This window comes from Arthrobacter sp. 01N442 (assembly GCF_056399345.1).
Window position 1 is genome coordinate 1 of record NZ_JBFTRD010000008.1, and the last position, 25549, is coordinate 25549.

Annotated in this window: 21 protein-coding genes; 6 read left to right on the forward strand and 15 right to left on the reverse strand. The window is 69.2% G+C overall.

Annotation, left to right across the window (positions count from 1 at the left end; genetic code table 11):
* Window positions 1-182 (forward strand): hypothetical protein (locus AC1DNC_RS15400; RefSeq protein WP_476863408.1); only part of this gene is annotated, 182 nt, incomplete at its 5' end.
* A 300-nt stretch (window positions 183-482) separates the two neighbouring features.
* Here the strand turns inward: AC1DNC_RS15400 and tyrS are convergent.
* The 5 genes from tyrS to AC1DNC_RS15425 all read right to left on the reverse strand — a co-directional run bounded on the left by tyrS (window position 483) and on the right by AC1DNC_RS15425 (window position 6220).
* Window positions 483-1796: a tyrosine--tRNA ligase gene (tyrS, locus tag AC1DNC_RS15405; protein WP_476863409.1), complete on the reverse strand. Its 1314-nt coding sequence runs from the start codon at window positions 1794-1796 to the stop codon at window positions 483-485.
* 90 nt (window positions 1797-1886) lie between these two features.
* Window positions 1887-4115 (reverse strand): HelD family protein, encoded by a 2229-nt coding sequence (locus AC1DNC_RS15410; RefSeq protein ID WP_476863410.1) that lies wholly within the window; start codon window positions 4113-4115, stop codon window positions 1887-1889.
* A 148-nt stretch (window positions 4116-4263) separates the two neighbouring features.
* Window positions 4264-4827 carry an adenine phosphoribosyltransferase gene (locus tag AC1DNC_RS15415; protein ID WP_476863411.1) on the reverse strand — a complete coding sequence of 188 codons (564 nt, stop codon included), beginning with the start codon at window positions 4825-4827 and terminating at the stop codon, window positions 4264-4266.
* A gap of 94 nt (window positions 4828-4921) precedes the next feature.
* Window positions 4922-5569, reverse strand: a complete 648-nt coding sequence (locus tag AC1DNC_RS15420) for a hypothetical protein (protein ID WP_476863412.1) — start codon at window positions 5567-5569, stop codon at window positions 4922-4924.
* A 9-nt stretch (window positions 5570-5578) separates the two neighbouring features.
* Complete coding sequence (locus tag AC1DNC_RS15425; protein ID WP_476863413.1) at window positions 5579-6220, reverse strand: DNA-3-methyladenine glycosylase; 642 nt, start codon at window positions 6218-6220, stop codon at window positions 5579-5581.
* A gap of 101 nt (window positions 6221-6321) precedes the next feature.
* Between AC1DNC_RS15425 and AC1DNC_RS15430 the strand changes: the two genes are divergently transcribed.
* Window positions 6322-7845, forward strand: coding sequence for a DNA-3-methyladenine glycosylase 2 family protein (locus AC1DNC_RS15430; protein WP_476863414.1), 1524 nt, complete (start codon window positions 6322-6324; stop codon window positions 7843-7845).
* Window positions 7842-8357, forward strand: a complete 516-nt coding sequence (locus AC1DNC_RS15435; protein WP_476863415.1) for a methylated-DNA--[protein]-cysteine S-methyltransferase — start codon at window positions 7842-7844, stop codon at window positions 8355-8357. Before AC1DNC_RS15430 ends, AC1DNC_RS15435 begins: the two co-directional genes overlap by 4 nt.
* A gap of 67 nt (window positions 8358-8424) precedes the next feature.
* Here the strand turns inward: AC1DNC_RS15435 and AC1DNC_RS15440 are convergent, their stop codons facing one another.
* From AC1DNC_RS15440 to argC, 10 genes are all read right to left on the reverse strand, one after another.
* Window positions 8425-9165 carry a maleylpyruvate isomerase family mycothiol-dependent enzyme gene (locus tag AC1DNC_RS15440; protein ID WP_476863416.1) on the reverse strand — a complete coding sequence of 247 codons (741 nt, stop codon included), beginning with the start codon at window positions 9163-9165 and terminating at the stop codon, window positions 8425-8427.
* 37 nt (window positions 9166-9202) lie between these two features.
* Window positions 9203-9754, reverse strand: coding sequence for a pyridoxine/pyridoxamine 5'-phosphate oxidase (locus tag AC1DNC_RS15445; protein WP_476863417.1), 552 nt, complete (start codon window positions 9752-9754; stop codon window positions 9203-9205).
* Window positions 9755-10213: 459 nt separating this feature from the next.
* Window positions 10214-11650, reverse strand: coding sequence for an argininosuccinate lyase (argH, locus tag AC1DNC_RS15450; RefSeq protein WP_476863418.1), 1437 nt, complete (start codon window positions 11648-11650; stop codon window positions 10214-10216).
* Window positions 11651-11655: 5 nt separating this feature from the next.
* The gene (locus tag AC1DNC_RS15455; RefSeq protein WP_305940451.1) at window positions 11656-12861 is read right to left on the reverse strand and encodes an argininosuccinate synthase; all 1206 of its coding nucleotides are present in this window, start codon (window positions 12859-12861) and stop codon (window positions 11656-11658) included.
* A gap of 47 nt (window positions 12862-12908) precedes the next feature.
* Complete coding sequence (locus AC1DNC_RS15460) at window positions 12909-13439, reverse strand: arginine repressor (RefSeq protein ID WP_476863419.1); 531 nt, start codon at window positions 13437-13439, stop codon at window positions 12909-12911.
* A complete protein-coding gene (argF, locus tag AC1DNC_RS15465; RefSeq protein ID WP_476863420.1) occupies window positions 13439-14464 on the reverse strand; it encodes an ornithine carbamoyltransferase in 1026 nt (341 codons plus the stop codon). The genes AC1DNC_RS15460 and argF overlap by 1 nt, the downstream gene beginning before the upstream one ends.
* Complete coding sequence (locus AC1DNC_RS15470; protein ID WP_476863421.1) at window positions 14461-15747, reverse strand: acetylornithine transaminase; 1287 nt, start codon at window positions 15745-15747, stop codon at window positions 14461-14463. The genes argF and AC1DNC_RS15470 overlap by 4 nt, the downstream gene beginning before the upstream one ends.
* Window positions 15744-16673 (reverse strand): acetylglutamate kinase, encoded by a 930-nt coding sequence (argB, locus tag AC1DNC_RS15475; RefSeq protein WP_476863422.1) that lies wholly within the window; start codon window positions 16671-16673, stop codon window positions 15744-15746. The genes AC1DNC_RS15470 and argB overlap by 4 nt, the downstream gene beginning before the upstream one ends.
* Before the next feature lie 21 nt (window positions 16674-16694).
* Complete coding sequence (gene argJ / locus AC1DNC_RS15480; protein ID WP_476863423.1) at window positions 16695-17861, reverse strand: bifunctional glutamate N-acetyltransferase/amino-acid acetyltransferase ArgJ; 1167 nt, start codon at window positions 17859-17861, stop codon at window positions 16695-16697.
* On the reverse strand, window positions 17858-18901 hold the full coding sequence (gene argC, locus AC1DNC_RS15485) for an N-acetyl-gamma-glutamyl-phosphate reductase (protein WP_476863424.1): 1044 nt from the start codon (window positions 18899-18901) through the stop codon (window positions 17858-17860). The genes argJ and argC overlap by 4 nt, the downstream gene beginning before the upstream one ends.
* 191 nt (window positions 18902-19092) lie before the next feature.
* Between argC and AC1DNC_RS15490 the strand changes: the two genes are divergently transcribed.
* The 3 genes from AC1DNC_RS15490 to AC1DNC_RS15500 all read left to right on the forward strand — a co-directional run bounded on the left by AC1DNC_RS15490 (window position 19093) and on the right by AC1DNC_RS15500 (window position 25529).
* Entirely contained in the window at window positions 19093-20058 is a 966-nt protein-coding gene (locus AC1DNC_RS15490) for a quinone oxidoreductase family protein (RefSeq protein ID WP_476863425.1), read from the forward strand.
* A 111-nt stretch (window positions 20059-20169) separates the two neighbouring features.
* Window positions 20170-24087 (forward strand): Pls/PosA family non-ribosomal peptide synthetase, encoded by a 3918-nt coding sequence (locus tag AC1DNC_RS15495; protein ID WP_476863486.1) that lies wholly within the window; start codon window positions 20170-20172, stop codon window positions 24085-24087.
* A gap of 68 nt (window positions 24088-24155) precedes the next feature.
* Window positions 24156-25529: a M1 family metallopeptidase gene (locus AC1DNC_RS15500; protein WP_476863426.1), complete on the forward strand. Its 1374-nt coding sequence runs from the start codon at window positions 24156-24158 to the stop codon at window positions 25527-25529.
* The last annotated feature ends 20 nt before the right edge of the window (window positions 25530-25549 follow it).

Below are 25549 nucleotides of genomic sequence, written 5' to 3' on the forward strand. Positions count from 1 at the left end.
AACGAGGAAAGAAGGCTGCACAAAATTTGAAACCAGCTGTAAAAACCATGCCATCCACGGGGTGGACAACACAGCCAAAACAACCAATCAATAAAACAATTGGTATCAACAAACTTGGCACACTATTGAGTTCTCAAACAACAGACACATTCGAATACTTCTCGAAACAATTCACCAAGTGAATTTCTTTTGTTTCGCATTTCTTCGCTGCGATGTATTTAGCTTATTTCATTCATTTCCACTTTGCAAACCCGGAAGTTTTCCCGGAATTCACCCTGTGGAGACGAATCCGCCCAGCAAAATGCGAAGCAATTTCGATTTCCCGCGTCTTGCGCAGGAAGAATTGCTTCTCTTTTGTTGGGGGTTTGTCACCGCTCATCGGTGGCGACTCAGAAAACATTACACGCTCCCCTCCGGCCGCGCAAATCGGCCTGGAGGGAAGCGTGCAGGAGGCCAAACCGCAGCCAAACGCAGTACGCCGGCTAGGCGCCTGAGACCTCCACGGTCGCCAGGTTCTTCTTGCCGCGGCGGAGCAGCAGGTAGCGGCCGTGCAGGAGCTCGCCGGCCGCAATGACGGCGTCGGGGTCGGAGATCTTGGTGTTGTTGACGTAGGCCCCGCCCTCCCCCACGGTCCGGCGGGCCGCGGACTTGCTCTCGGAGAGGCCGGTAGCCACCAGCAGGTCGATGATGCCGAGTCCTGAGCCGCCCACGGTGGCGGACGGCAGTTCCGCCGTCGCGGCCCGGAGGCTTTCCGCATCCAGCGCGGTAAGGTCGCCTCCACCGAACACGGCTGCCGAGGCTGCGATGACCTTTTCGGTCGCCTCGACGCCGTGCACCAGCGAGGTCACCTCGTAGGCGAGCTTCCGCTGGCCTTCACGAGCGAAAGGCCGCTCGGCCACCGAAGCTTCGAGGGCTTCGATTTCGGCGCGGCTAAGGAAGGTGAAGACCTTGAGCCGGGCGGCCACGTCGGCGTCGGCGGTGTTGAGCCAGAACTGGTAGAAGGCGTACGGGCTGCACATCTCCGCGTCCAGCCAGATCGCGTTGCCCTCGCTCTTGCCGAATTTGGTGCCGTCCGAGTTGGTGATCAGCGGGGTGCCCAGGGCGTGGACGTGCTTGCCTTCGACCTTGCGGATCAGGTCGGTGCCGCTGGTCAGGTTGCCCCACTGGTCCGAGCCGCCGGTCTGCAGCACGCAGCCGTAGTCGCGGAACAGCTGCAGGTAGTCCATCCCCTGCAGGATCTGGTAGCTGAATTCTGTGTAGCTGATCCCCTCGTCGGAGTTCAGCCGGGTGGCCACGATGTCCTTCTTGATCATCGTGCCCACGCGGAAGTGCTTGCCAATGCCGCGCAGGAAGTCGATGGCGCTCAGCGGGGCGGTCCAGTCGAGGTTGTTCACCATCCGGGCCGCGTTTCCCCCCTCGAAGCTGAGGAAGCGCTGGACCTGGCCCTGCAGCCGGCCCACCCACTCGGCGACAGTCTCGGGGGTGTTGAGCACCCGCTCGGCGGTCTGCCGGGGATCACCGATCAATCCGGTGGAGCCTCCCACAAGTCCCAGGGGCTTGTGTCCGGCCAGCTGGAGCCGGCGCATCAGCAGCAGCTGCACGAGGTTTCCAAGGTGCAGGCTGGGGGCTGTCGGGTCGAAGCCGCAGTAGTACGTTGCGGGGGCGCCGGCGAGCAGCTTCTCCAGCTCCGCCTCGTCCGTGGAAACGTGGACAAGGCCGCGCCATTTCAGCTCCTGCCAGATGTTGGCGAAGCCGGGGTCGTTCTGCTGGGACTGAAGATCATTTAGCTGGGACACGGAATCTAAGTTAGCAGGATCGCCGCGGCCGGACGGCCCCCGCCCGGCGCGTGACGGCGACAGCCCGCGCAGCAGGCGCGGGCCGCCGTCCTACTCTTCTATGCCCGCGGGGACCGGGGCGGCCGCGATGAGGCGCAGGCGCTGGGTGGGACGGGTCATCGCGACGTACAGATCGCCCACCCTGCCGTGCTCGTGGTTGAGCATGGCGGACGGCTCCAGCACCACGACGCCGTCGAACTCCAGGCCCTTGGCCTCGCGCGGGCTGATCACCACAATGTCCTGCTCGTAGCTGCCCGCGCCCGTGCCGACGCGGCGGCCGTACGCGGCGCGGAGCGCGGCGGTGGCCTCCGGCAGGAGCCCGCCGTCGGCGATCACGGCCAGCAGGCCGCCGTCGAGCGCGTCCAGCTCTTCGGGAAGGACCTCAAGCAGCCTTTCGACGATCGCGCCGGAGTCGACGCGGTCGATCACCGGAGACCAGCGACCTTCGCGGACCGCCTTGGGCGCGGAGACAACCAGGCCCGCGGCGTTGGCCATCCGGGCTGCCGCCTCGGCGATCTGGGACGGGGTGCGGTAGTTGACCGTGAGTTCCTCAAGCTGCCAGCGGTCCCCGAACATCGGGGCCAGGGCGCTCTGCCAGGATTTGGCCCCGGCCACGGAACTGGTCTGGGCGATGTCGCCGACGATCGTGAAGGACTTCAGCGGGCAGCGGCGGACCAGGAGACGCCACTGCATGGGCGAAAGCTCCTGCGCCTCGTCCACCACAATGTGGCCAAAGGCCCAGGTGCGGTCGCTCGTGGCACGCTCGGCCGCGGTCAGCCGCGCCTCGCGTTCCTGGTTCTGGTCCACGAGTTCTTCGGCCGAGATGAGCACGTCCACGCCGGCTGTCTCCATGTTGACCAGGGTCTGCTTGGCGTTGGCCAGGTCCCGGGCGCGGTCATGCTCCTGCTGGGCCAGGCTCCGGCCGGCAGCCGGATCCAGTTCGCCGAGCAGTTCGGCGGCCTCGTCCAGCAGCGGCACGTCGGACTCGGTCCACGGCGAACCGGCCGGCCGGAGCAGCAGTGCGCGTTCGGCGTCAGTGAGGTTCGGCGTGCACGCCTCGAGGATGGCGGGCTTGCTCAGCAGCTCTCCCACCAGCTTCTCCGGCGTCATCGGCATCCAGCACAGGTTTAGGGCCACGCGGACGTCCCGCGCCGAACGGACGTCCTCGGCCAGGTAGGAGCGGTCGGCGTTGTTGCCGATGCTGCCGGCCTCGACCAGTTCGGTCATCTGCTCGGTCAGTTCGCGCAGCAGGATCTTGACGAAGGAGACCCTCGCCTCGTTGTGCGGCTTCCCGGTGGCGCGCGCCTTCTCGCGGGCCCGGCGGACCTGCCGCGGGGTCAGCACGAGTTTGCGCCCGTCCACTTCGAGGATGCGGTTTTCGGCAGGGATCCGCTGCCGGTTGGCGACCGCGTTGGCTACTACCTCGGCCATGTCGAGCCGGCCCTTGATGGCAGCGACGTCGGAATCGTCCTCGGCGACGGCGTGGATGCCGGGCATCAGCCGGCCCAGACTGGCCATCACGACGCCGGTCTCACCGAGGGAGGGCAGAACGCGCTCGATGTAGTTCATGAACGACGACGACGGGCCCACCAGCAGCACACCGGCGGTCTTGAGCCGGTCACGGTGGGTGTAGAGGAGGTAGGCGGCGCGGTGCAGGGCGACGGCGGTCTTGCCGGTGCCGGGACCGCCCTGGACAACGAGTGCCCCGGAGATGGAGGAGCGGATAATCCGGTCCTGCTCGGACTGGATGGTGCCGACGATGTCCGACATCCGGCCGGTGCGCTTGGAGTTCAGCGCCGCGAGCAGCGCGCCCTCGCCCTGCAGGGAGTCGTTGTCGGCCAGGAGGTCGGCGTCGAGCACGTCGTCCTCGATCGCTTTGACCTCGCGGCCCTGCAGGATCAGGTGCCGGCGGCGGCGCACACCCTGCCGGTCGAAGGCAGTGGCCTGGTAGAAGTGGCCGGCTTCCGGCGCCCGCCAGTCCACCATAAGGCGCTGGAGATCCTCGGTGGTGAGGCCGATGCGGCCGATGTACTGGGCTTCCCCGGAGTCGAGGTCGAGGCGGCCGAACACGAGGCGGTCGTCGACGGCGTCGAGCTGTGCGAGGCGGTCCTCGTAAAGTGCGGCGAACGCGTCCCGTTCGGAGACGTTCTGCATGGTCCCCACGGCCCCGGCACGGCGGACCTGGGCGAGCTGGGCGCGCTTCTCCGCCCGCAGCTCATCCAGCCGGGCATACAGTCCGGCCACATAGTCGCGTTCATGGGCCAAATCAGCGTCGTGCATCGAACGTTCCCCTATCGAAAAAGACAGACCAACCATTCTACTACCATTTCGGCGGTCGTCCCCGAAATATGTCAGTTTTCATCAGGTCTGACATTGTTCAGGCATTGTACCGAGGCGGCCGGCTGCATCGGCGCCACCTGCCGGCCGGCTACAGGCCGAGCAGGGAATGGACGTGGTGCCCGGCCAAGGCCGCGCGTCCGTTCAGTTCGCCGAGTTCCATCACCACGCCGACGCCGGCCACCTCGACGCCGCAGCGCTCGAACAGCCGGGCGGCCGCGCCAAGGGTGCCGCCGGTGGCGAGGACGTCGTCGAGGATGAGCACCCGGGTGCCCGGAGCGAGGTCCGAGGTGTGCAGTTCCAGGGTGGCGGTGCCGTATTCCAGCGAGTAGTCCTCGGAGACCACTTCGCGCGGCAGCTTGCCGGCTTTTCGGACCGTCACGACGCCGGTGTCCGTGGCGTAGGCGGCGGCCGCAGCCAGCAGGAACCCGCGGGCCTCCACGCCGGCGACGGCGTCGAACTGGCCGTGGAAGGGTTCCACCAGCGCGTCGACCACTGCCTTAAGGGCGGCGCCGTCGGCGAAGACGGGCGTCAGGTCCTTGAACACGATCCCCGGTTTGGGGTAGTCCGGGACGGTGGCGCACAGGCTGGCGATCAGCTCATCCACCGGGGTCGCGTTGTTCGTCTGGGGAAGGTCCGGCTCGCTTTGTTTCACCCGTCAATCGTACTGGCTGGTAGCAAACGCGCTTTCCGGCCGGGCCTACCAGCCGGACTTACCGGCCGGGCGCGGGCGGACCCACCGGCCGGACTTACCGACCGGGCGCAGGCGGCCTTGTCCCGTTGGCCGCCCCGCCGCCCCCAGCCTCCGGGGACCGCAGGAGGTCGTGGGCGAACCCGTACCGGACCAGTTCCAGCGCCTTGGCGAGCGCATGCTCGGCGTCGAACCGGATGGCCGCCGCGGCGCTCAGCCGGGCATGGTCGTTCGCCCAGCCGGAACGGTGGAACCGGTCAGCGTCGCCGTGCAGCAGCCGCCCATAGAGCACGTCCTCGAAGCGGTCCTTCCCTGTGTCCGGGGACGGTTGGTTACCCGGGCCGGACTCCGGCAATTCATGCTGGCGGCCCTGGACCATTTCCGCGGTGAACAGACCGACCACATGGTCCGCGCCCACGGCCAGGTGGTGGTCTGCGGAGTAGTTGCACAGACGGAGGGCCCGCACCACGAGCTTGAGTGAAACGTGCTCGTCGCGGACGATGAATTTGCGCAGCAACGCGGCCCGGAACAGCTCGATCCAACGTCGGCGTTCCCCCTCGGTCCCGGCCGCGATGGAGGGCGCCTGCGGCGGCTCGGTATCGGCCTGGAACAGCTCCACCATGCGGAAGTATTCGGCCGCCAGCTGTTCGAAAATCAGCAGCCGCTCAAGCTCGTTGCCCGGTTTCCCGCGTTTGCCTTCGCCCATGGGTGCCGCCTATGCCGAGCGGACCTTCGCCGCCTTGTAGCGTGACACGGTGGGGTCTCCGGTGAGCCAGAAACGCCACGGGTAGTCGTCGGTGCCACCGGCGCCCGAGACGCCCACCCTCGGCCCCGAGCTGATCTCGGCGGCCGGGTCGGGCGGCAGTTCGAGCCGGAACGGAGGGCTGAGCACGTCACGGCCGCTGTCCGCCGTCGTCAGGCCCAGGGCGGTGGCGAACCGGGCCGGGCCGCTGGCGAGGTCCTTCCGGGCTTTCGACGCCGGCCGGCGTGCGAGGGCCAGTTCCTCCCCCGCCACGACTTCCCCGGCGCGCAGGAGCAGCGCGGAGGCGACTCCCGCCGGACCGCAGACGATGTTGGCGCAGTGGTGCATCCCGTAGGTGAAGTAGACGTAGAGGTGCCCCGCCGGGCCGAACATCGGGGCATTCCGCCGGGTCTGGCCGCGGAAGGTGTGCGAGCCGGGGTCCGGGTGGAGCGAGTCCTCCGGCCCGAGGTAGGCCTCAACCTCGGTGATCCGCACTGCGACCGTTCCGCCATGGCTCTCATGCGTCAGCACTGCGCCGAGCAGGAGGGGGGCCAGGGTCCGGGCGTCGGCGGACAGCAGTGCGCGCAGCTCCTCGGGCGTCACGCTGGAATCCATCCTCCGACTTTAACAAACCGCTCCATGGCGGCATAGCGGCCTACCACGGCGGTGTCCGATTTCCGCTAGCAGAGGGCGGCGGCAGCTGGCAGGATGGAGCCATGGACTTCTGGCAGCGCTACCGGGCAATCGATGCCCGGGACCCCCGTTTCGACGGGCAGTTCTACACCGCTGTCCGCACCACCGGCATCTACTGTCGGCCGTCCTGCCCCGCGCGCACTCCCAAGGCCGGCAATGTCACCTTCTATGAGACCTCCGCCGCGGCGCATGACGCAGGTTACCGGGCGTGCAAGCGCTGCCTCCCGGAGGCCGTGCCGGGCACCCCGGCGTGGAATGTCCGCTCGGATATCGCCGGCCGGGCCATGCGGCTGATCAACGACGGGGTGATCAACCGCGACGGCGTGGAAGGCCTGGCCGCCCGGCTTGGCTACTCCTCGCGGCAGCTCAACCGGATCCTCAGCCATGAACTCGGTGCCGGTCCGCTCTCGCTGGCGCGGGCCAGCCGCGCCCAGACCGCGCGGACGTTGCTGGTTTCCACCTCGATGAAGGCGGCGGACATCGCGTTTGCCGCCGGTTTCAGCAGCGTCCGCCAGTTCAACGAGACCATCACCGAGGTCTTCGCGATGACTCCATCGGCGCTCCGGGCCACGGCGCGGCACCAGCACGTTCCGGCCCGGAACGCGGTGGCCTCTACGGCGCTGACGTTGAACCTGCCATACCGGGAGCCGTTCGACCCGGGGGTGTTCGGGTTCCTGGCCGTCCGCGCCATCCCGGGCATCGAAGAGGGGACTTCCACCTCGTACGCCCGGACCCTGCGACTGGCCCACGGGGATGCCCGTTTCCGGGTGGACTACGACGCCGGTTCAGCGGGCCGGCCCCTGAGGCTGACGATTGGGGCCGTGGACCTGCGGGATCTGGCTTCCCTGCTCAGCCGGGTCCGGCGCCTGCTGGACCTCGACGCCGACCCGGTCGCGATCGACACGTCGCTCGCTGCCGATCCCCGGCTGGCCGCCGGCGTCACCGCGGCCCCCGGCATCCGGATGCCCGGGGCCGTGGATCCGCAGGAATTGCTGGTCCGCGCCATGATCGGCCAGCAGATCACCGTGGCCGCGGCGCGGACCGCCCTGGTCCAGCTTTCGGAGTGCGGCAGCGAAAGCCTCGTTCCCGCCGACGGCCTGCACCGGCTTTTCCCGACGGCGGCGGAGATCGCGGACACCGGTTACGGGCTGCTGCGCGGGCCGCAGCGCCGCCTCGACTCCATCCGCGGCGCAGCCGCTTCAATGGCCTCCGGGGACCTGGACTTTGGCTATGGCGACGATCTGGCCGGACTGCAGGCCAAGCTCCTGCCGCTGGCCGGCGTCGGGCCGTGGACGGTGGGGTACCTCGCGATGCGCGTGATCGGTGCTCCCGACGTCTTCCTGGCCAACGACGCCGCAGTCCGCAACGGCATCCGCTCGCTGACACAGGATCCGGCTGGCGACGCGCTCTCCCCCGATTTTCAGGAAGTCAGTCCCTGGCGCTCCTACGCCACCATGCATCTCTGGCGCGCGGCCGCGGTCCGGCCGCCAGTGCGGACCACAAAGGCCCGGCCACAGCCACCAGCCTCAACGAAAGTGACGAAATGAAAGCCCAGCTTTTGACCATGTCCACCCCGGACGGCCCCTTCACCATCATTGCCCGGGACGGGGCGGTGCTGGCCTCGGGCTGGACCGCGGTGCCCGGCGAACTCACCGGCCAGATCCACGCCGAACTGCTGCCGGCAGGCTACGAAGCTGTCTCGGAGCTGGGCAGCATCTCCGCCGCCGTCGAGGACTTCTACGCCGGCAACCCGGCCGCCGCGATGACCGTGCCGGTGCTGCAGAAATCGGGACCCTTCCGCAGCCATGCCTGGGACATGCTCCGGACGGTGGCCCCGGGACATCCCGTGACCTACACCGAATACGCTGAGCTGTCCGGCAACGCCAAAGCCGTCCGGGCGGCGGCCAGCGCCTGCGCTTTCAACGCGGCCGCCCTCTTTGTGCCGTGCCACCGTGTGGTCCGCACCGACGGGAGCCTGGGCGGGTTCCGCTGGGGGCTCGCCATCAAGGAGAGCCTGCTGGACCGCGAGCGGCAGCTCGCCCTCGCGGTGCAGGCCTAGACTTTCGGCCGGTATTCGGCAAACTTTGCGGCTGGCTTTCCCACTGGTTCGCCAGCCGGTTCGCCAGCTACTTCGTCGCCGGAACGCCCGCCGGCCACGGCAGCAGCGCAGGCAGTTCGACGCCGTCGGCCGCGGCGGTTGCGCGGAGGCTCCCCAGCGTGGGCGTGCGTCCGGCCAGCCACGCAGCGATGTCGGTGAGCATGCCGTTGATCGCGGTGGAGTGACCGCCGGGGGCGCCGAGCGCAATGGAGGGCAACCCGAGCGGCTGCAGCACAAACCGCTCGCCCTCAGGCACGCGGGCAGCCAGGAACTCGAAGAGGTGTTCGCAGAACGTCCTGCTCCACGTTTCAGGTCCGCGGCCGGTACCGAGGTCTGTGGCATGGATAGTGAGTTCGCGCCAGAGGGCGAGGCCGCCGTCGTACACGACGCCGTCACGGAAGGTGATGTGAGCCTGCCAGCCTGCCTCGTCCAGGGATCCGAAGGCAGCCAGTGCCCGCTCGATGGCGGCGGCCAGGGCGGTCCGGTGCTGCTCAGCGCTATGGCCGGCGGCCAGCTCGATAGCCCGGTTGCGGCCCTCATAGCCGCCGTCGTAGAGCTCGATGCTTTCGCCGCGGCCGGAGTATTCGACCTGGCGCGCCATCGCGTTGGCGATTCCGCACACGTGGGCCAGGACATGCCCGCGGGTCCAGCCGGGCAGCTCCGAGGCGGCAGCGATGTCCTGGTCGCTCAGATTTGCTGCAATTCCGGTCACGACGTCGGCGGCGCGGCGGAGTTCCTCCAGCAGGTTTTCAGGGGTGATAGAAGTCATGGCGCCCATCCTAACGGAGCGTCCGGATTAACCACGGTTAACTGGGCTGGGGATCCCCTGCCCCGTCCGGGCGCGGCCCGTAGCGGTGCCGGATGTGGCGGCGATCGTGCCGGGCCTGCCAGAATTCGAGCTCGCGCGGCTGCAGGGCGTACAGCTGCCAACCGGGGTTGATGCTGCCGTCGGAGCCGGGCCGGGCCTGCCAGTCGGCGGCAGAAGCTTCCGCGGAGAGCTCGACGACGTCGCCGGCCACGCGGACCTGGCGGCCCAGTGGCTGCCAGAAGAAATTCAGCGCGGCGCTCGGGTTGGCGGTGAGCTCCTGCCCTTTGCGGGACTCGCGGGAGGTGGCGAAGTGCCAGCCGTCGTCGTCGATGTCCTTGAGGATCAGCATCCGGGAGGACGGGCGGCCGAGTGCGTCGGCCGTGGCCAGGCTGCAGGCATTCGGCTGCGGCACCCCGGCGGCCAGGGCTTCGGTGAGCCACTGCCGGAAGAGCTCTGCGGGCTCCTCGGGCGCCTGCGCCGGATCAAAGTCCGGCAACTCGGCCGGGAAATCGGGCAGCGCGCGCAGGAAAGCGCGGAACGATTCGCTCATTCCGCCATGCTAGCCGGGACTTGCGCTGCGGCAAACGCACAACGCTCCCTCACTTTCGGCAGGAAATCCACCGACGCTCCCTCACTTTCGGCAGGAAATCCACCGACGCTCCCTCACCTTTGGCAAGAAATCCACCGACGCTCCCTCACTTATGGCGGGAAATCCACCAACGCTCCCTCACCTTTGGCAAGAAATCCACCGACGCTCCCGCAATCGGTGAGGGAGCGTCGGCGAAAACGCCACCAGACCTGAGGGAGCGTCGGCGAAAACGCCACCAGACCTGAGGGAGCGTCAGCAGAAACGCCACCAGACCTGAGGGAGCGTCAGCAGAAACGCCACCGGACCTGAGGGAGCGTCAGCAGAAACGCCACCAGACCTGAGGGAGCGTCAGCAGAAACGCCACCAGACCTGAGGGAGCGTCGGCGAAAACGCCACCAGACCTGAGGGAGCGTCTGGTGGCTAGCCGGCGTACGCGCGCACGCCTTCGAGCTCGGCCTCGAGGGCCAACAACTGGCGCTCGACGGCGGCCGGTGCGGTACCGCCCTGCGAGTTCCGGCTGTTCAGCGAACCCTCGGTGGACAGCACGGTGCGGACCTCCGGGGTCAGGTGCTCCGATATGGCGGCGTATTCCTCGTCCGTCAGGTCCCAGAGTTCGACGTCGCGGCTTTCGGCCTGCTTCACCGCGGCACCGGAGAGTTCATGCGCCTCGCGGAACGGAACGCCCTGCCGGACAAGCCATTCGGCGATGTCCGTGGCCAGCGCGAAGCCCTGCGGGGCCAGCGATTCCATCCGCTCGGTGTTGAACTTCAGCGTCGCGATCATGCCGGACACGGCCGGGAGCAGCAGCTCCAGGGTATCGGCGGCGTCGAAGACCGGTTCCTTGTCTTCCTGCAGGTCGCGGTTGTACGCGAGCGGCAGGCCCTTGAGCGTGGCCAGGAGCCCGGTCAGGTCGCCGATCAGCCGGCCTGCCTTGCCTCGGGCCAGTTCGGCCACATCCGGGTTCTTCTTCTGCGGCATGATCGATGATCCGGTGGAGTAGGAATCGTGCAGGGTCACGAAGGAGAACTCCTTGGTGGCCCACAGGATCACCTCCTCCGACACCCGGGAGAGGTCCACGCCGATCATCGCCGACACCCACGCGAACTCGGCAAAGACATCGCGGGAGGCGGTGCCGTCGATCGAGTTGTGCGTGGCGGAGAAGAAGCCCAGGTCCGCCGCGACGGCCTCGGGGTCCAGGCCCAGTGATGACCCGGCCAGGGCGCCGGAGCCGTAGGGCGAGACCCCGGCGCGCTTGTCCCAGTCGGCCAGCCGCTGCACATCGCGCAGCAGCGCCCAGGCGTGGGCCAGCAGGTGATGGCTGAGCAGGACCGGCTGGGCGTGCTGCAGGTGGGTGCGGCCCGGCATGGCCACGCCCTGGTGTGCCTTGGCCTGCTCCACCAGCGCGTCGATCGTGGCGAGCACGCCGCGGGCGATGATCCGGGCGTGGTCGCGCAGGAACATCCGACCCAGGGTGGCGACCTGGTCGTTGCGGGACCGGCCGGCGCGGAGCTTGCCGCCCAGCTGGGGTCCGGCGCGCTCAATCAGGCCGCGTTCCAGCGAACCGTGCACGTCCTCGTCGGACTCGGCCGGGGTGTAGGCGCCCGAGGCGACGTCGGCATCCAGCCGGTCCAGGGCGGCCAGCATGCCCGCCAGCTCGGCGTCGTCCAGCAGTCCGGCCTTGTGCAGCACGCGGGCGTGCGCCTTGGATCCGGCAATGTCGTAGCGGGCCAGCCGCCAGTCAAAGTGCGTGGACTTGCTCAGCGCGGCGAGGGCGTCCGCGGGGCCGCCGGCGAACCGGCCGCCCCACAGCGCACCGGTGTTTGTTGCCTCTGCCTTGGCGGTTTCGGACTCAGCCACAGGGGCTACTTTCCTGCGACGCGGATGTCGCGGCCGGAGGCAACCTTGGCGGACATGCCCCACAGCTCGATGAAGCCGCGTGCCATCGACTGGTCGAAGGTGTCGCCGGTGTCGTAGGTGGCGAGGTCGAAGTCGTAGAGCGAGGTCTCGGAACGGCGGCCGTTGACGATCGCCTGGCCGCCGTGCAGCACCATGCGGATGTCGCCGGAGACGTACTTCTGGGTGTCTTCGATGAAGGCGTCCAGGGAGCGCTTCAGCGGGGAGAACCACTGGCCGTCGTAGACCAGCTCGGACCAGCGCTGGCCGACCGTGGCCTTGAACCGGGCCTGCTCGCGCTCGATGGTGATGTCCTCGAGGTGCTTGTGCGCGGTGATCAGTGCCATCGCACCGGGGGCCTCGTAGATTTCGCGGGACTTGATGCCGACGAGGCGGTCCTCGACGACGTCGATCCGGCCTACGCCCTGGGCGCCGGCGCGGCGGTTGAGTTCCTTAATGGCCTGCAGCGGGGTGACCTTGACGCCGTCGATCGCGACCGGGACGCCGGCTTCGAAGGAGATGGTGACTTCGTCCGGGGCCGGCGGGAATTCCGGGGTGGCGGTGTAGTCGTAGATGTCCTTGGTGGGGGCGTTCCAGATGTCCTCAAGGTACCCGGTCTCGACGGCGCGGCCCCAGACGTTCTGGTCGATCGAGTACGGGTTCTTCTTGGTGGTCTCGATCGGCAGTCCCTTTTCCTCGGCGAAGGCGATGGCCTTGTCGCGGGTCAGGGCGAGGTCGCGGACCGGGGCGATGCACTTCAGGTCCGGACCGAGGGTCTGGATGCCGACCTCGAAGCGGACCTGGTCGTTGCCCTTGCCGGTGCAGCCGTGGGCCACGGTGGTGGCGCCGAATTCGCGGGCGGCCTTGACCAGGTGCTTGACGATCACCGGGCGGGAGATCGCGGAGACCAGCGGGTAGTGGCCCTGGTAGAGGGCGTTGGCCTTCAGCGTGGGCATGCAGTATTCGTTCGCGAACTCGTCGGAGGCGTCGGCCACGTAGGCCTCGACGGCGCCGCAGCCCAGGGCACGTTGGCGGATGGTCTCCAGCGACTCGCCGCCCTGTCCGACGTCGACCGCCACGGCAATGACCTCGGCGCCGGTCGCTTCACCGATCCAGCCGATGGCTACGGAAGTATCCAGGCCACCGGAGTAGGCCAGCACAATACGCTCAGTCACTTCAAATGCTCCTTAGTTGTTGGGGGTCTTAATTGTCTGGTGCAAAATTATTGGCCGGCTTCTTCGGCCAGCTGGAGGAAGCGGGCGGCGACGGCGGCGCCGCCGACCGGGTCGCGGGTAACCAGCAGGACGGTGTCGTCCCCCGCAATGGTCCCGAGGATCGAGGGCATTACCGAGTGGTCGATCGCGAGGGCCAGGAAGTTCGCGGCGCCCGGCGGGGTCCGGAGCACCACAAGGTTCGCGGAGGCCTCGGCCGTGACCAGCAGTTCGCCGCAAAGCCGGGCGAGCCGGGCGTCGAGGATCTCCTGCGTCACACCGCTCTTGGCGGCGCGTTCCCCGCCCTCCCCCGGCACCGCGTAGACGAGCACGCCTTCCTTGCCGCGGACGCGGACCGCGCCGAGCTCGACGAGGTCGCGGGACAGCGTGGCCTGGGTGACCTGGACGCCGTCGTCCGCGAGCAGGGCCGCAAGCTCGGCCTGCGAGCGGACGGATTCTCCGGTCAGGATGGCGGTGATCCGCGCCTGCCGGGCCGTCTTGGTGGCCGGGCTGGCTCCCTGGGCGGCGGGCTGGACGGACATCAGTCCAGCCCCTCCGCCGGCGCCAGCCCGTCCACCGGCGCGAGCCCATCAACAATGGCCAGTCCGGAGCGGTGCATGAGCCAGGCCATCAGGGCCTTCTGCGCGTGCAGCCGGTTTTCGGCCTCGTCCCAGACCACGGACTGCGGGCCGTCGATCACGCCGGCGGAGATCTCGTAGCCGCGGTAGGCCGGAAGGCAATGCAGTACGACGGCGTCCGGCGCGGCGAGGGTCATCGCGTCCTCGTCCACGGAGTAATCGCGGAACAGCTGCAACCGGGCTTCCTTCTCGTCCTCCTGGCCCATCGACACCCAGGTGTCGGTGGCGACGACGTCGGCGCCGCGGAGGGCTTCGGCGGCGTCGACCGTGACCAGCACCGAGCCGCCGGTCTCGGCGGCGCGTTCCTCGGCCGCGGCAATGATTTCCGCGGCCGGGAGGTAGCCCTCCGGGCCGGCGATGCGCACGTGCATGCCGGCGGTGACCCCGGCCAACAGGTAGGAGTTGGCCATGTTGTTGGCGGAGTCGCCGAGGTAGCTCATGGTGAGGCCGGCCAGGCTGCCCTTGTGCTCCTTGACCGTCAGCAGGTCGGCGAGAAGCTGGCAGGGGTGGTAGTCATCGCACAAGGCGTTGATAACCGGGACGCGGGAGTTCTCGGCCATCGCGACGAGGCCGGCGTGCGCGCCGGTCCGCCACACGATGGTGGAGACCATGCGTTCGAGGACCTTGGCGGTGTCCTCGACGGACTCCTTGTGGCCGATCTGCGCCTCGCCCGGGTTGATGATGAGCGCGTTGCCGCCCATGTCCGCGATGCCGGTGGCGAAGGAGACGCGGGTGCGGGTGGAGGTCTTGTCGAAGATCACGGCCACGGTCTGGCGTCCGCTGGCCTCGGCGGCAAACGGCTGGACGCTGTACGGCGCGGCCTTCATCCGGACGGCGAGGTCCAGGACCTCGGCCTGCTCGGCCGGGGTGAGGTCCGTGTCCTTGAGGAAGTGGCGGGTAGGCACTGCGGTGGTCTCAGGGGTGGTCACTGGGCGTCCTTTGCGGTCTGGAGGAGGGCCGGCAGGGCGGCCAGGAAGCTGTCCGCCTGCGCCGCAGTCAGGATCAGCGGCGGGGCGAGCCGGATGGTGTGCGGGCCGGGGCTGTTGACGATGAATCCGGCGTCCAGGCCGGCGGAGACGACGGCGGGGGCGACGTCGGCGTCGAGGTCGAAGCCGATCAGCAGGCCTTCGCCGCGGACCTCGGTGACGCCGTCGATCCCGCCGAGGCCGGAACGCAGGTGCTCCCCCACCTCCCGGACGTGAGCGAGCACGTGCTGGTTCTTGAGCACGTGCAGGGTGGCCAGGGCCGCCGCGGTGGCCACCGGATTGCCGCCAAAGGTCGTCCCGTGCTGGCCGGCGGAGAGCAGGGCAGAGACCTCGGGGCCGAAGGTGAGCAGCGCGCCGATCGGGAAGCCGCCGCCGAGGCCCTTGGCGAGGGTCACGGCGTCGGGCACAATCCCGGCGTCCTCGCTGGCCAGCCACTTGCCGGTGCGGCCGATGCCGGTCTGGACCTCGTCCAGGATCAGCAGGGCACCGGCGGCGCTGGTGGCCTCGCGCGCTGCCTTCAGGTAGCCGGCGGGCAGCGGCCGGACGCCTGCCTCGCCCTGGATCGGTTCGAGGAAGACGGCTGCGGTGGAGTCGTCGATTTCGGCGCGCAGCGCGTCGATGTCACCGAAGGGGACGTGCACGACGCCGCCGGGCAGCGGAGCGAACGGCGCCCGGTAGGCCTCCTTCGACGTCAGCGCCAGGGCGCCCATGGTGCGGCCGTGGAAGGCGCCTTCGAGGGCGATGATCTTGGTGCGGGGCTTCTGGGCACTGTCCGGGCTGGCGCCCGTGTTGCGCCGGGCCAGCTTGAACGCGGCCTCGACGGCTTCGGTGCCGGAGTTGGCGAAGAACACCTTGGAACCGGCCGGCGCCTTGGAAAGTTCCAGCAGTTTCTCGGCGAGGGCGATCTGCGTGGGGCTCGTGAAGAAGTTGGAGACGTGGCCCAGGGTGGCGAGCTGGCTGGCGATCACCGAGGTGACGAACGGGTGGGCGTGGCCCAGGGCGTTGACCGCGATGCCGCCGAGCAGGTCAACGTACTCCTTGCCGTCGGCGTCCCAGACGAGGCAGCCGGCGCCGCGGACCAGCACGCGCTGCGGCGTACCGAAGACGCCCAGCAACGAGGAAGAGTAGCGGGACAGCCACTGCGCGCCGGTAGCGTGCGAGGCGACGAGCTCGCCGACGGCCGAGTGCTCGAGGTCCGTGGACTGTGCAGTTTCCATCTGGTTCATTTGCTTTCCTCATCCGGGACGACCTGGGTTCCGATGCCCGCGGTCGTGAAGGTTTCCAGCAGCATCGAGTGCGCCAGCCGGCCGTCGACGATGTGGGCGCGTTCCACGCCGCCCTCGACGGCTTTGAGGCACGCTTCCATTTTGGGGATCATGCCTGATTCCAGGCCCGGCAGCATTCCGCGCAGTTCCGAGGCCGTGAGCGAGGAGATGAGCGATGACCTGTCCGGCCAGTTGGCGTAGAGGCCTTCGACGTCGGTCAGGATGACGAGTTTGGAGGCGCCCAGGGCCTCGGCGAGGGCGGCCGCGGCGGTGTCGGCATTGACGTTCAGCACTTGGCCCGTGGTGGATCCGTCGGCGGTGGTTTCCGGCGCAACGGTCGAAATGACCGGGATCCGGCCCGCGGCCACGATGTCCAGGATGCCTTCCGGGTTCACCCCGACGACCTCGCCGACGAGGCCCAGGTCCACTTCTTCGCCGTCCACGACGGTGCCGGTGCGGACGGCACGCAGCAGGCCGCCGTCTTCCCCGGACATCCCGACGGCGTAGGGCCCGTGCGAGTTGATCAGGCCCACGAGTTCGCGGCCCACCTGGCCGGTGAGGACCATCCGTACCACGTCCATGGCCTCAGGCGTGGTGACGCGCAGGCCGCCCTTGAACTCGGATTCGATGCCGAGCCGGCTGAGCATGGCGTTGATTTGCGGGCCGCCGCCGTGCACCACCACCGGGTGGATGCCGACGTGGTGCAGGAAGACCACGTCCTCCGCGAAGGCGCGGCGCAGCTCCTCGTTGACCATGGCGTTTCCGCCGTACTTGATCACCATGGTGGTCCCGGCGAAGCGCTGGATCCAGGGCAACGCCTCGATCAGGGTGCCGGCCTTGTCCTGCGCATCGGCCATGGAGGTGGTCTCGCGGGTCTGCGTGTTCATCGTCGTCCCTCCCGGGCCGTTCTAGCTGGAGTAGGCGCTGTTCTCGTGGACGTACTCGTGGGTGAGGTCGTTGGTCCAGATCGTGGCCTCGGCCCCGCCGGCCTGCAGGTCGATCTCGACGAGGACTTCGCGGGGCTCCAGGTCAACGAGGTTCCGGTCGTCCCCGATGCTGCCGTTGCGGCAGATCTGCACGCCGTTCATCGAGACATTCAGCTGGTCCGGTTCGAAGACGGCGTCGGTGGTGCCCACGGCGGACAGCACCCGGCCCCAGTTCGGGTCCTTGCCGAAGACGGCGGTCTTGAAGAGGTTGGAGCGGGCCACGGCCCGGCTGACCACTTCGGCGTCCTTCTCGCTCGCGGCGTTGAAGGTGCGGATGGCGATGTCGTGGCTGGCGCCCTCGGCGTCGCCGATCAGCTGGCGGGCCAGATCGGCGCACACCTGGGTGAGGCCCTTGCCGAATTCGACGGCGGACGGCACGGCACCCGAGGCGCCGGAGGCGAGCAGCACCACGGTGTCGTTGGTGGACATGCAGCCGTCCGAGTCTGCCCGGTCGAAGGTGACCCGGGTGGCGTCACGGAGCACGACGTCGAGCATTTCCGGCTGGACCTCCGCGTCCGTCGTGAGGACCACGAGCATCGTGGCCAGGCCGGGGGCGAGCATGCCAGCTCCCTTGGCCATGCCGCCGATGGTGAATTCCCGGCCCTCGGCGTCGGTCCCCGTGAACAGCGCCTGCTTGGACACCGAGTCAGTGGTCATGATCGCGGCAGCGGCCGCCGGGCCGCCGTCGGCGTCCAGCTCCGCGGCGGCGACGCCGATCGCCGGGACGAGCTTGTCCATCGGAAGCTGCTCGCCGATCAGGCCGGTGGAGCAGACGAAAATGTCCGTCGCCGAGGCGCCCAGTGCCTCGGCGGTCTTTTCCGCGGTGGTGTGGGTGTTCTGGAAGCCCTGCGGGCCGGTGCAGGCGTTGGCGCCGCCGGAGTTGAGGATGACGGCGTCCACCCGGCCGTCCTTGATGACCTCGCGGGACCAGTGCACGGGCGCCGCAGCTACGCGATTGGAGGTGAAGACGGCGGCGGCTGCCTTGGCCGGACCGTCGTTGACCACGAGGGCCAGGTCCGGGTTGCCGGAGGCCTTGAGGCCGGCTTTGACCCCGGCAGCGCGGAATCCCTTGGGGGCGGTGATGCTCACGGTGCGACTCCCTGCAGATCGAGGCCGGCGGTTTCCGCCAGGCCGAGGGCAATGTTCATGGACTGCACGGCGCCACCGGCGGTCCCCTTCGTCAGGTTGTCGATGGCGCACGTTACGATCACGCGGCCGGTGTGCCCGTCGAGGGCGAGCTGCATGACGGCGTGGTTGGAGCCCTGCACGGACTTGGTGGAGGGCCACTGGCCTTCCGGGAGCAAGTGCACGAACGGCTCCTCGTCATAGGCCTCGGCCCAGGCGCGGCGCAGCTCTTCAGCCGTAACACTGTGTCCCGGCTGCTGCCGTATCTTCGCGGTCGCGGTGGTGAGGATGCCGCGGCTCATCGGGGCCAGCGTGGGCGTGAAGGAGACCGTCACCGGGGCGTTAAGTGCCTTGGACAGTCCCTGCTCGATTTCCGGGGTGTGGCGGTGTCCGCCGCCGACGCCGTAGGGGCTCATCGAACCCATGACCTCGGAGCCGATCAGGTTCACCTTTGCGGCTTTGCCGGCCCCGGAGGTGCCGGACGCGGAGACGATCACGACGTCGTCGGCCTGGAGCAGGTGGTTGCTGAAGCCCGGCGTGAGGGCCAGCAGGGCCGAGGTCGGGTAGCAGCCGGGAACGGCGATCCGGGTGGCGCCGCGCAGCGCCTCGCGCTGGCCCGGGAGCTCCGGCAGGCCGTAGGGCCAGGTGCCGGCGTGCGGCGAGCCGTAGAACTTCTCCCAGGCCGCCGGGTCCTCGAGCCGGTGGTCCGCGCCGGCGTCGATCACCACTGTTCCGGAGGGCAGTTGCGCCGCGATCTCGGCGGAAGCACCGTGCGGCAGCGCGAGGAACACGACGTCGTGTCCGGCGAGGTTTTCCACCGTGGTGTCTTCGAGGATGCGGCCGGACAGGCCATGGAGATGGGGCTGCAATTCCCCTAGTCTGGAACCGGCGTTGCTGTGCGCGGTGATGGCGCCGATTGAGACGTCGGGATGACCGGCGAGGAGCCGCAGAACCTCGCCACCGGCGTAGCCGCTTGCGCCGGAGACGGCAACAGAAATAGTCATGACACCGAGTATACAGCAAGACTATGCATAGATGCCGATATTTATGCATGAGCCTGCCGTGTCCGGACGCCCGTGCCGCTGTCCCTAGGATGGTCTCAGGATCCGGGATGCGGATGGTTCGTCCCCCGGAGTGCTGATAGTACAGAGAGCGCTGATACTACAAAGGGCACTGGCCCTTCAGGAGGAGACCCATGACGCACGCAATTGTCGCCCGCCAGGCCGGCGGACCCGAGGTTCTTGAGCTGGCAGAGGTCGACCGCCCGGTTCCCGGGCCCGGCCAGCTCCTGATCAAGGTGGCGGCCGCGGGCGTGAACTTCATCGACACCTACAAGCGCAGCGGCGTCTACAAGGTGCAGTACCCCTTTACCCCCGGTTCCGAGGCGTCGGGAACCGTAGAGGAGCTCGGCGACGGCGTCAGCGGCTTCTCCGCCGGGGACCGGGTGGCCACCGCGGAAGGGGTCAACTGCTACGCCGGGTACGCCCTGGTGGGCGCGGACAAGGCCCTGCCGGTGCCGCGCGGCGTTGACGATTTCACCGCTGCCGCCCTCCCCCTGCAGGGCATCACCGCGCACTACCTGATCAACTCCTCCTTCAAGGTGGAAGCCGGCCACACGGTCCTGCTGCACGCCGGCGCCGGCGGCGTGGGCCTGCTGCTGATCCAACTGCTCAAGGCAAAAGGCGCGCGCGTCATCACCACCGTCTCCACCGATGAGAAGGAGGCGCTGGCCCGCGGCGCCGGCGCGGACCACGTGCTCCGCTACGACGGCTTCGCAGCCAAGGTACGCGAGCTGACCGACGGCGCCGGCGCGCATGTGGTGTACGACGGCGTCGGGAAAGACACCTTCGACGACTCGCTGGCGTCCTTGCGAATCCGCGGCACCTTGGTGCTGTTCGGCGCGGCGTCCGGCCCGGTGCCGCCGTTCGACCCGCAGCGGCTCAATGCCGGCGGTTCGCTCTACCTGACCCGGCCCACCATCACGCACTTCCTCCGCGACGCGCAGGAACGCCGGTGGCGCTCCGACGAACTCTTCGCCGCCGTAGCGGACGGCAGCCTGAAGGTCCGGATCGGTGCCCGCTACGACCTGGCCGACGCCGCCGCCGCCCACACGGACCTGGAGCAGCGCCGCACCACCGGCAAGGTCATCCTGGTCCCCTGATCTGGCCCGGAGCGGCACCGATGTCTTCCGTTCATCTGCTGCAGGGATAATCACCCCGTGAGCGAGCAGCAACCATCCGCCGGCAGGGACGCCGCGGCAGGCAGTGGCCCCCTGGCTGGGCCGGTCTTTCCGCCGCAGCTGCCGGGCGCCTTCGCGGCGCCGCCGGAGCGGACCCTGATCGACGTCCTGCAGGATACCGCCGGCCGCTTCCCGGACGCGTCCGCGCTCGACGACGGCCGGCACTCCCTGAGCTATGCCCAGCTGATGGACGAGGTCAGGGCTGCCGCGCGGAAGCTGCACCTGGCCGGGCTGGGCGCGGGCGACAAGATCGGCGTGCGGATCCCGTCAGGAACCAACGAGCTGTACATCGCCATCCTGGCGGTGCTGTTCGTCGGGGCAGCCTACGTTCCGGTGGACGCGGACGACCCGGACGAGAGGGCCAAACTGGTGTTCGGCGAGGCCCGGGTTGCCGGCATCCTGCGCGCCGGCGGCACTGTGGTCACTGACGGCACCCGCCCCCGGCCTTTTCCGGCGGCCCGTCCGCCGGTCCCCGCCGACGACGCCTGGGTCATCTTCACCTCCGGCTCCACCGGCACTCCCAAAGGCGTCGCGGTGCGCCACAGTGCCGCGGCCGCCTTCGTCGACGCCGAGGCGCGGCTCTTCCTGCAGGCCGATCCGGCCGGGCCGCAGGACCGGGTGCTGGCCGGGCTCTCGGTGGCCTTCGATGCGTCCTGCGAGGAGATGTGGCTCGCCTGGCGGCACGGTGCGTGCCTGGTTCCGGCACCGCGGGCCCTGGTCCGGACCGGCATGGACCTGGGCCCCTGGCTCATCAACCACGGCATCACGGTTGTCTCCACCGTGCCCACGCTCGCGGCGCTGTGGCCGGCCGAGTCCCTCGAAAGCGTGCGGCTGCTGATCTTCGGCGGCGAAGCCTGCCCGCCGGAACTGGCCGAGCGGCTGGCGGTGGACGGACGCGAGGTCTGGAACACCTACGGACCCACCGAGGCCACGGTCGTGGCGTGCGCCGCGCCGCTGGGCGGGCCGGGACCGGTCCGGATCGGGCTGCCGCTCGACGGCTGGGACCTCGCCGTCGTCGACTCCGACGGAGTGCCGGTCACCGAGGGCGGAATCGGGGAGCTGATCATCGGCGGCGTCGGCCTTGCCCGGTATCTCGACCCGGCCAAGGATGCGGAAAAGTACGCTCCGCTGCCGGCCCTGGGCTGGTCCCGCGCCTACCGTTCCGGGGATCTTGTCCGCTACGAGCGGGCCGGCCTGATCTTCGTCGGCCGCGCGGACGAACAAGTGAAACTGGGCGGTCGCCGGATTGAACTCGGCGAAATCGATGCAGCGCTCCAGTCGCTGCCCGACGTCGCGGGCGCCGCGGCCGCGGTACGGAAGACGGCGGCCGGAAACCAGGTGCTGGTGGGTTACCTCGCCCCGTCCGATGGCGCGGAGCTGGACCTGGCCGCCGCCCGGCAGCTGCTCGCCTCGACCCTGCCGGCGCCGCTGATCCCGCTGCTCACCGTCGTGGACGCCCTGCCGACCAAGACCAGCGGCAAGGTGGACCGGCATGCCCTGCCGTGGCCGCTGGCCGGGGCGGGCGCTGCGGATGCCGCTGCGGCGCCGCTGAACCTTCCGGAGGACGCCGGCTGGATCGTCGAGCAGTGGAGTGCCGTCCTGGGCGGGACCGTTGCCGACCTCGACGCCGACTTCTTTGCCTTTGGCGGCGGCTCGCTCGCCGCTGCCCAGCTCGTGTCGGCGCTGCGGGTCCGCTACCCCACCATCACGGTGGCGGATATCTACGCCACGCCCAGGATCGGCGCCCTGGTGGATGCGGCACGCCAGTCCCTCCCGGAGGGCGGCGCACAGGCCGCCGCCGAGCGTTCCGTGCGCCCCACATCCCGCCGCGCCCAATGGGTCCAGACGCTGCTCGGCGTCCCGCTGCACATCCTGGTCGGGATGCGCTGGCTGACCTACCTGATGGCCGCGAACAATTTGCTCTCGTCCCTGGCCGGTTTCAGCGCGGCCCCAACGCTGTCCTGGTGGTGGGTCGGGGCGTCCTGGCTGGTGTTCGTCAGCCCGGCCGGCCGGATGGCCATCTCGGTGGCCGCGGCACGGCTGCTGCTGCGCAACGTCTCCCCGGGCAGCTACCCGCGCTCCGGCCCGGTGCATTTACGCCTGTGGCTGGCCGAACAGATCCAGGACCTCGCCGGCGCCATCAGCCTCGCCAGCGCCCCGTGGGTGCCCTACTACGCCCGGGCCCTGGGCGCCACGATTGGCAACGACGTCCAGCTTCATTCGCTGCCGCCGGTGACCGGAATGCTCTCACTCGGCAACGGCTGCAACATCGAGCCCGAAGTCGATCTCTCCGGCTGGTGGATCGACGGCGACTCGGTCCACATCGGCGCGATCCGGATCGGCGCCGGGGCCGTCGTCGGCGCCCGCAGCACGCTCATGCCGGGCGCCAGCATTGGTGCCGGGGCGCAGGTTGAACCCGGCTCCGCCGTCCTTGGCCGGGTCAAGGCGGGCCACCTGGTGGCCGGTTCCCCGGCCGAACGCCGCGGCAAGGCGAAGCAGGACTGGCCGGACACCCTGCCGGAGCACCACTTGATCGGCCGGCTCTGGTTCCTCGGCTTCGCCTCGGCGTCGGCCGTCCTGGCCCTGATCCCGTACCTCTCCGCCGCCGCTGCCGGGCTGGTGATGTTCCTCTTCATCCAGGGCCGCAGCTCGCTGCTCTCGGCCCTGCCCGAACTGGCGCTCTCGCTCCCGCTCGCCGCCCTCGCCTGGTTTGGCACCAATCTGGTCCTGGTCCTCGCCACGACACGCCTCCTCGGCGTCGGACTGCGCACCGGGTACTACCGGGTGCGCAGCCGGATCGGCTGGCAGGTTTGGGCCACGGAACGGGTCCTCGACCTGGCCCGCGACCTGCTCTTCCCTGTCTACGCCAGCCTGTTCACACCCGTCTGGCTGCGCCTGCTCGGCGCCCGGGTGGGCCGCAATGTGGAGGCTTCCACGGTGCTGCTGATCCCGAAAATGACGACCGTGGGCGAGGGCGCCTTCCTGGCCGACGACACCATGATCGCGTCCTACGAGCTCGGCGGCGGCTGGATGAAGATCGCGCCGGCGAAGGTGGGCAAACGCTCCTTCCTCGGCAACTCCGGGATGACCGCCGCCGGCCGCAGCGTGCCCAAGAACTCCCTCGTGGCGGTGCTCTCCGCGACCCCGGCGAAGGCGAAATCCGGTACTTCATGGCTGGGCAGCCCGCCGGTGCGGTTGCGGCGGACCGCCATCGCCTCCGATGACACCCGCACGTTCCAGCCGCCACTGCGGCTCAAACTGGCCCGCGCCTTGTGGGAACTCTGCCGCTTTGTCCCGGTGATGCTCACGGTCGCCATTGCGGCGGCCGTGCTGGTCGCCTTCGACTGGCTGGCGACCAGCTTCAACTACGCCGTCGCAGCCCTGCTGGGCGGCGTCGTGGTCCTGCTGGCCGGCGCGGTTGCCGCCGGCAGCGCCGTCGTCGCGAAGTGGCTCCTGGTGGGCCGTATCCGCCCCGGCGAGCATCCGCTCTGGAGCTCCTTCATCTGGCGGAACGAGGTGGTGGACACCTTCATCGAGATGGTCAGCGCCCCGTGGTTCGCGCGCGCGGCGTCCGGCACCCCAGCCCTCGTCTGGTGGCTGCGGGCCCTGGGCGCCAGGATCGGTGCCGGGACCTGGTGCGAAAGCTACTGGCTGCCGGAGGCCGACCTCGTCACCCTGGGCCGCAGCGCCACGGTCAACCGCGGCTGCGTGGTCCAAACCCATCTCTTCCACGACCGGGTCATGAGCATCGACACTGTTACGCTCGACGACGGGGCCACGATGGGTCCGCACGGAGTGATCCTGCCGCGGGCCCGGATCGGCAAGGGCGGCACGGTGGGGCCGGCGTCCCTCGTGATGCGGGGTGAAACGGTCCCCGCCGGAACGTACTGGATGGGAAATCCGGTCAGCCCCTGGGGCGGCCCGGATCTCCCGGCGCCCAAGCCAAAGTAGCCCGCCACCACCGTCCGCCCACCGCCCGGAAGACGCCTCCCGCCCACCGCAACGACCGAAAGCGTGCCATGAGTCCCACCGCATCAGCCGCCGAGGAATTTCCCGGGGAATTGCCGTCCGCGCTGCCTGCGGGCGCCCCGGATCCGTACATGCCGGGCCACGGCACCGACGTTTACCGCGTCACCCGCTACGAGCTGGAGCTCGACTACCGGATCAACAGCAACCATCTGGCCGGCCGGGCGAGGCTGCACGCGGTCGCCAGGCGGCAAAGCTCGGCGATCGTCCTGGACCTGACCGGGCTCCGCGCCACGAAGGTGCTGATGCCCGGCCGGAAGGTCCGCAAGTTCAACCAGCGGGCGGAACAGCTGGTGGTCGTGCCGGACACGGCCCTGCTGCCCGGCGACGAGTTCACCCTGGACATCCGCTATGAAGGCAACCCGGCGCCCCGCCGCGGGCTCTGGGGAGAGGTGGGCTGGGAGGAGCTGAGCGACGGCGTGCTGGTTGCCGGGCAGCCCAACGGCGCGGCGTCCTGGTTTCCCTGCAACGACCACCCGGCGGACAAGGCGAGCTACCGCATCGCGGTCACCACTGACGCCAACTACCGTGCCGTCTGCAACGGCGTGCTGGTCTCGCACCAGGCCCGTTCCAGCCGCGAAACGTGGGTCTATGAGCAGTCCGAACCGATGGCCAGCTACCTCGCCACAGTCCAGATCGGCCGGTACGGGCTGCTGCCGCTCAACCCGGACCGGGCGGCCGGGGACGTCGCCCAGACCGCCGCGGTGCCGGCCGAGCTGTCAGCGGCGGCCCGCGCCGGACTTGCCCGCCAGCCGCAGATGATGCGCACCTTCATCAACTGCTTTGGGCCGTACCCGTTCGCCGGCTACACCGTGGTGGTGACCGAGGATCCCCTGGAGATCCCGCTGGAGGCGCAGTCACTGTCCATCTTTGGGCGAAACCATCTGGCATCCGACTGGGAATCCCAACGACTGATCGCCCACGAGCTCTCCCACCAGTGGTTCGGGAATTCGCTCACCGCGGCATCGTGGAAGGACATCTGGCTGCACGAAGGTTTCGCTTGCTACGCGGAGTGGATCTGGTCCGAGGAGGCCGGCATCATGAGCGTGGCCGACCGCGCCGAGGCGGCCTGGCGGATGCTTAGCCGGGAGGACCAGGAACTGCTGGTCGGGGATCCGGGGCCGGAACTGATGTTCGATGACCGAGTCTACAAACGCGGCGCCCTTGCCCTGCACTCGGTTCGCCTGAGCTGCGGCGATCTTGCCTTCTTCACCCTCCTGCACGACTGGGCCAGCACCCACCGGCATGGCTCCGTCACCACGGAGGATTTCATCCTGGCCGCTGGCCGCGTCACCGGAATGGACGCCGAGGCCGTGCTGCACCCGTGGCTCTACGAAGAGGCGCTGCCGCCGCTGCCGAACGGCTGAACGGCTGAACCGCCGAACGC

Coding starts and splice junctions, on each gene's coding strand:
- AC1DNC_RS15445 (WP_476863417.1), bottom strand. CDS start 9,754: ATGAGCGAATCGTTCCGCGCTTTCCTGCGCGCGCTGCCCGATTTCCCG.
- AC1DNC_RS15490 (WP_476863425.1), top strand. CDS start 19,093: ATGACGCACGCAATTGTCGCCCGCCAGGCCGGCGGACCCGAGGTTCTT.
- AC1DNC_RS15435 (WP_476863415.1), top strand. CDS start 7,842: ATGAAAGCCCAGCTTTTGACCATGTCCACCCCGGACGGCCCCTTCACC.
- AC1DNC_RS15430 (WP_476863414.1), top strand. CDS start 6,322: ATGGACTTCTGGCAGCGCTACCGGGCAATCGATGCCCGGGACCCCCGT.
- AC1DNC_RS15470 (WP_476863421.1), bottom strand. CDS start 15,747: ATGAACCAGATGGAAACTGCACAGTCCACGGACCTCGAGCACTCGGCC.
- AC1DNC_RS15440 (WP_476863416.1), bottom strand. CDS start 9,165: ATGACTTCTATCACCCCTGAAAACCTGCTGGAGGAACTCCGCCGCGCC.
- AC1DNC_RS15460 (WP_476863419.1), bottom strand. CDS start 13,439: ATGTCCGTCCAGCCCGCCGCCCAGGGAGCCAGCCCGGCCACCAAGACG.
- argB (WP_476863422.1), bottom strand. CDS start 16,673: ATGAACACGCAGACCCGCGAGACCACCTCCATGGCCGATGCGCAGGAC.
- AC1DNC_RS15500 (WP_476863426.1), top strand. CDS start 24,156: ATGAGTCCCACCGCATCAGCCGCCGAGGAATTTCCCGGGGAATTGCCG.
- AC1DNC_RS15425 (WP_476863413.1), bottom strand. CDS start 6,220: ATGGATTCCAGCGTGACGCCCGAGGAGCTGCGCGCACTGCTGTCCGCC.
- AC1DNC_RS15410 (WP_476863410.1), bottom strand. CDS start 4,115: ATGCACGACGCTGATTTGGCCCATGAACGCGACTATGTGGCCGGACTG.
- argC (WP_476863424.1), bottom strand. CDS start 18,901: ATGACTATTTCTGTTGCCGTCTCCGGCGCAAGCGGCTACGCCGGTGGC.
- AC1DNC_RS15420 (WP_476863412.1), bottom strand. CDS start 5,569: ATGGGCGAAGGCAAACGCGGGAAACCGGGCAACGAGCTTGAGCGGCTG.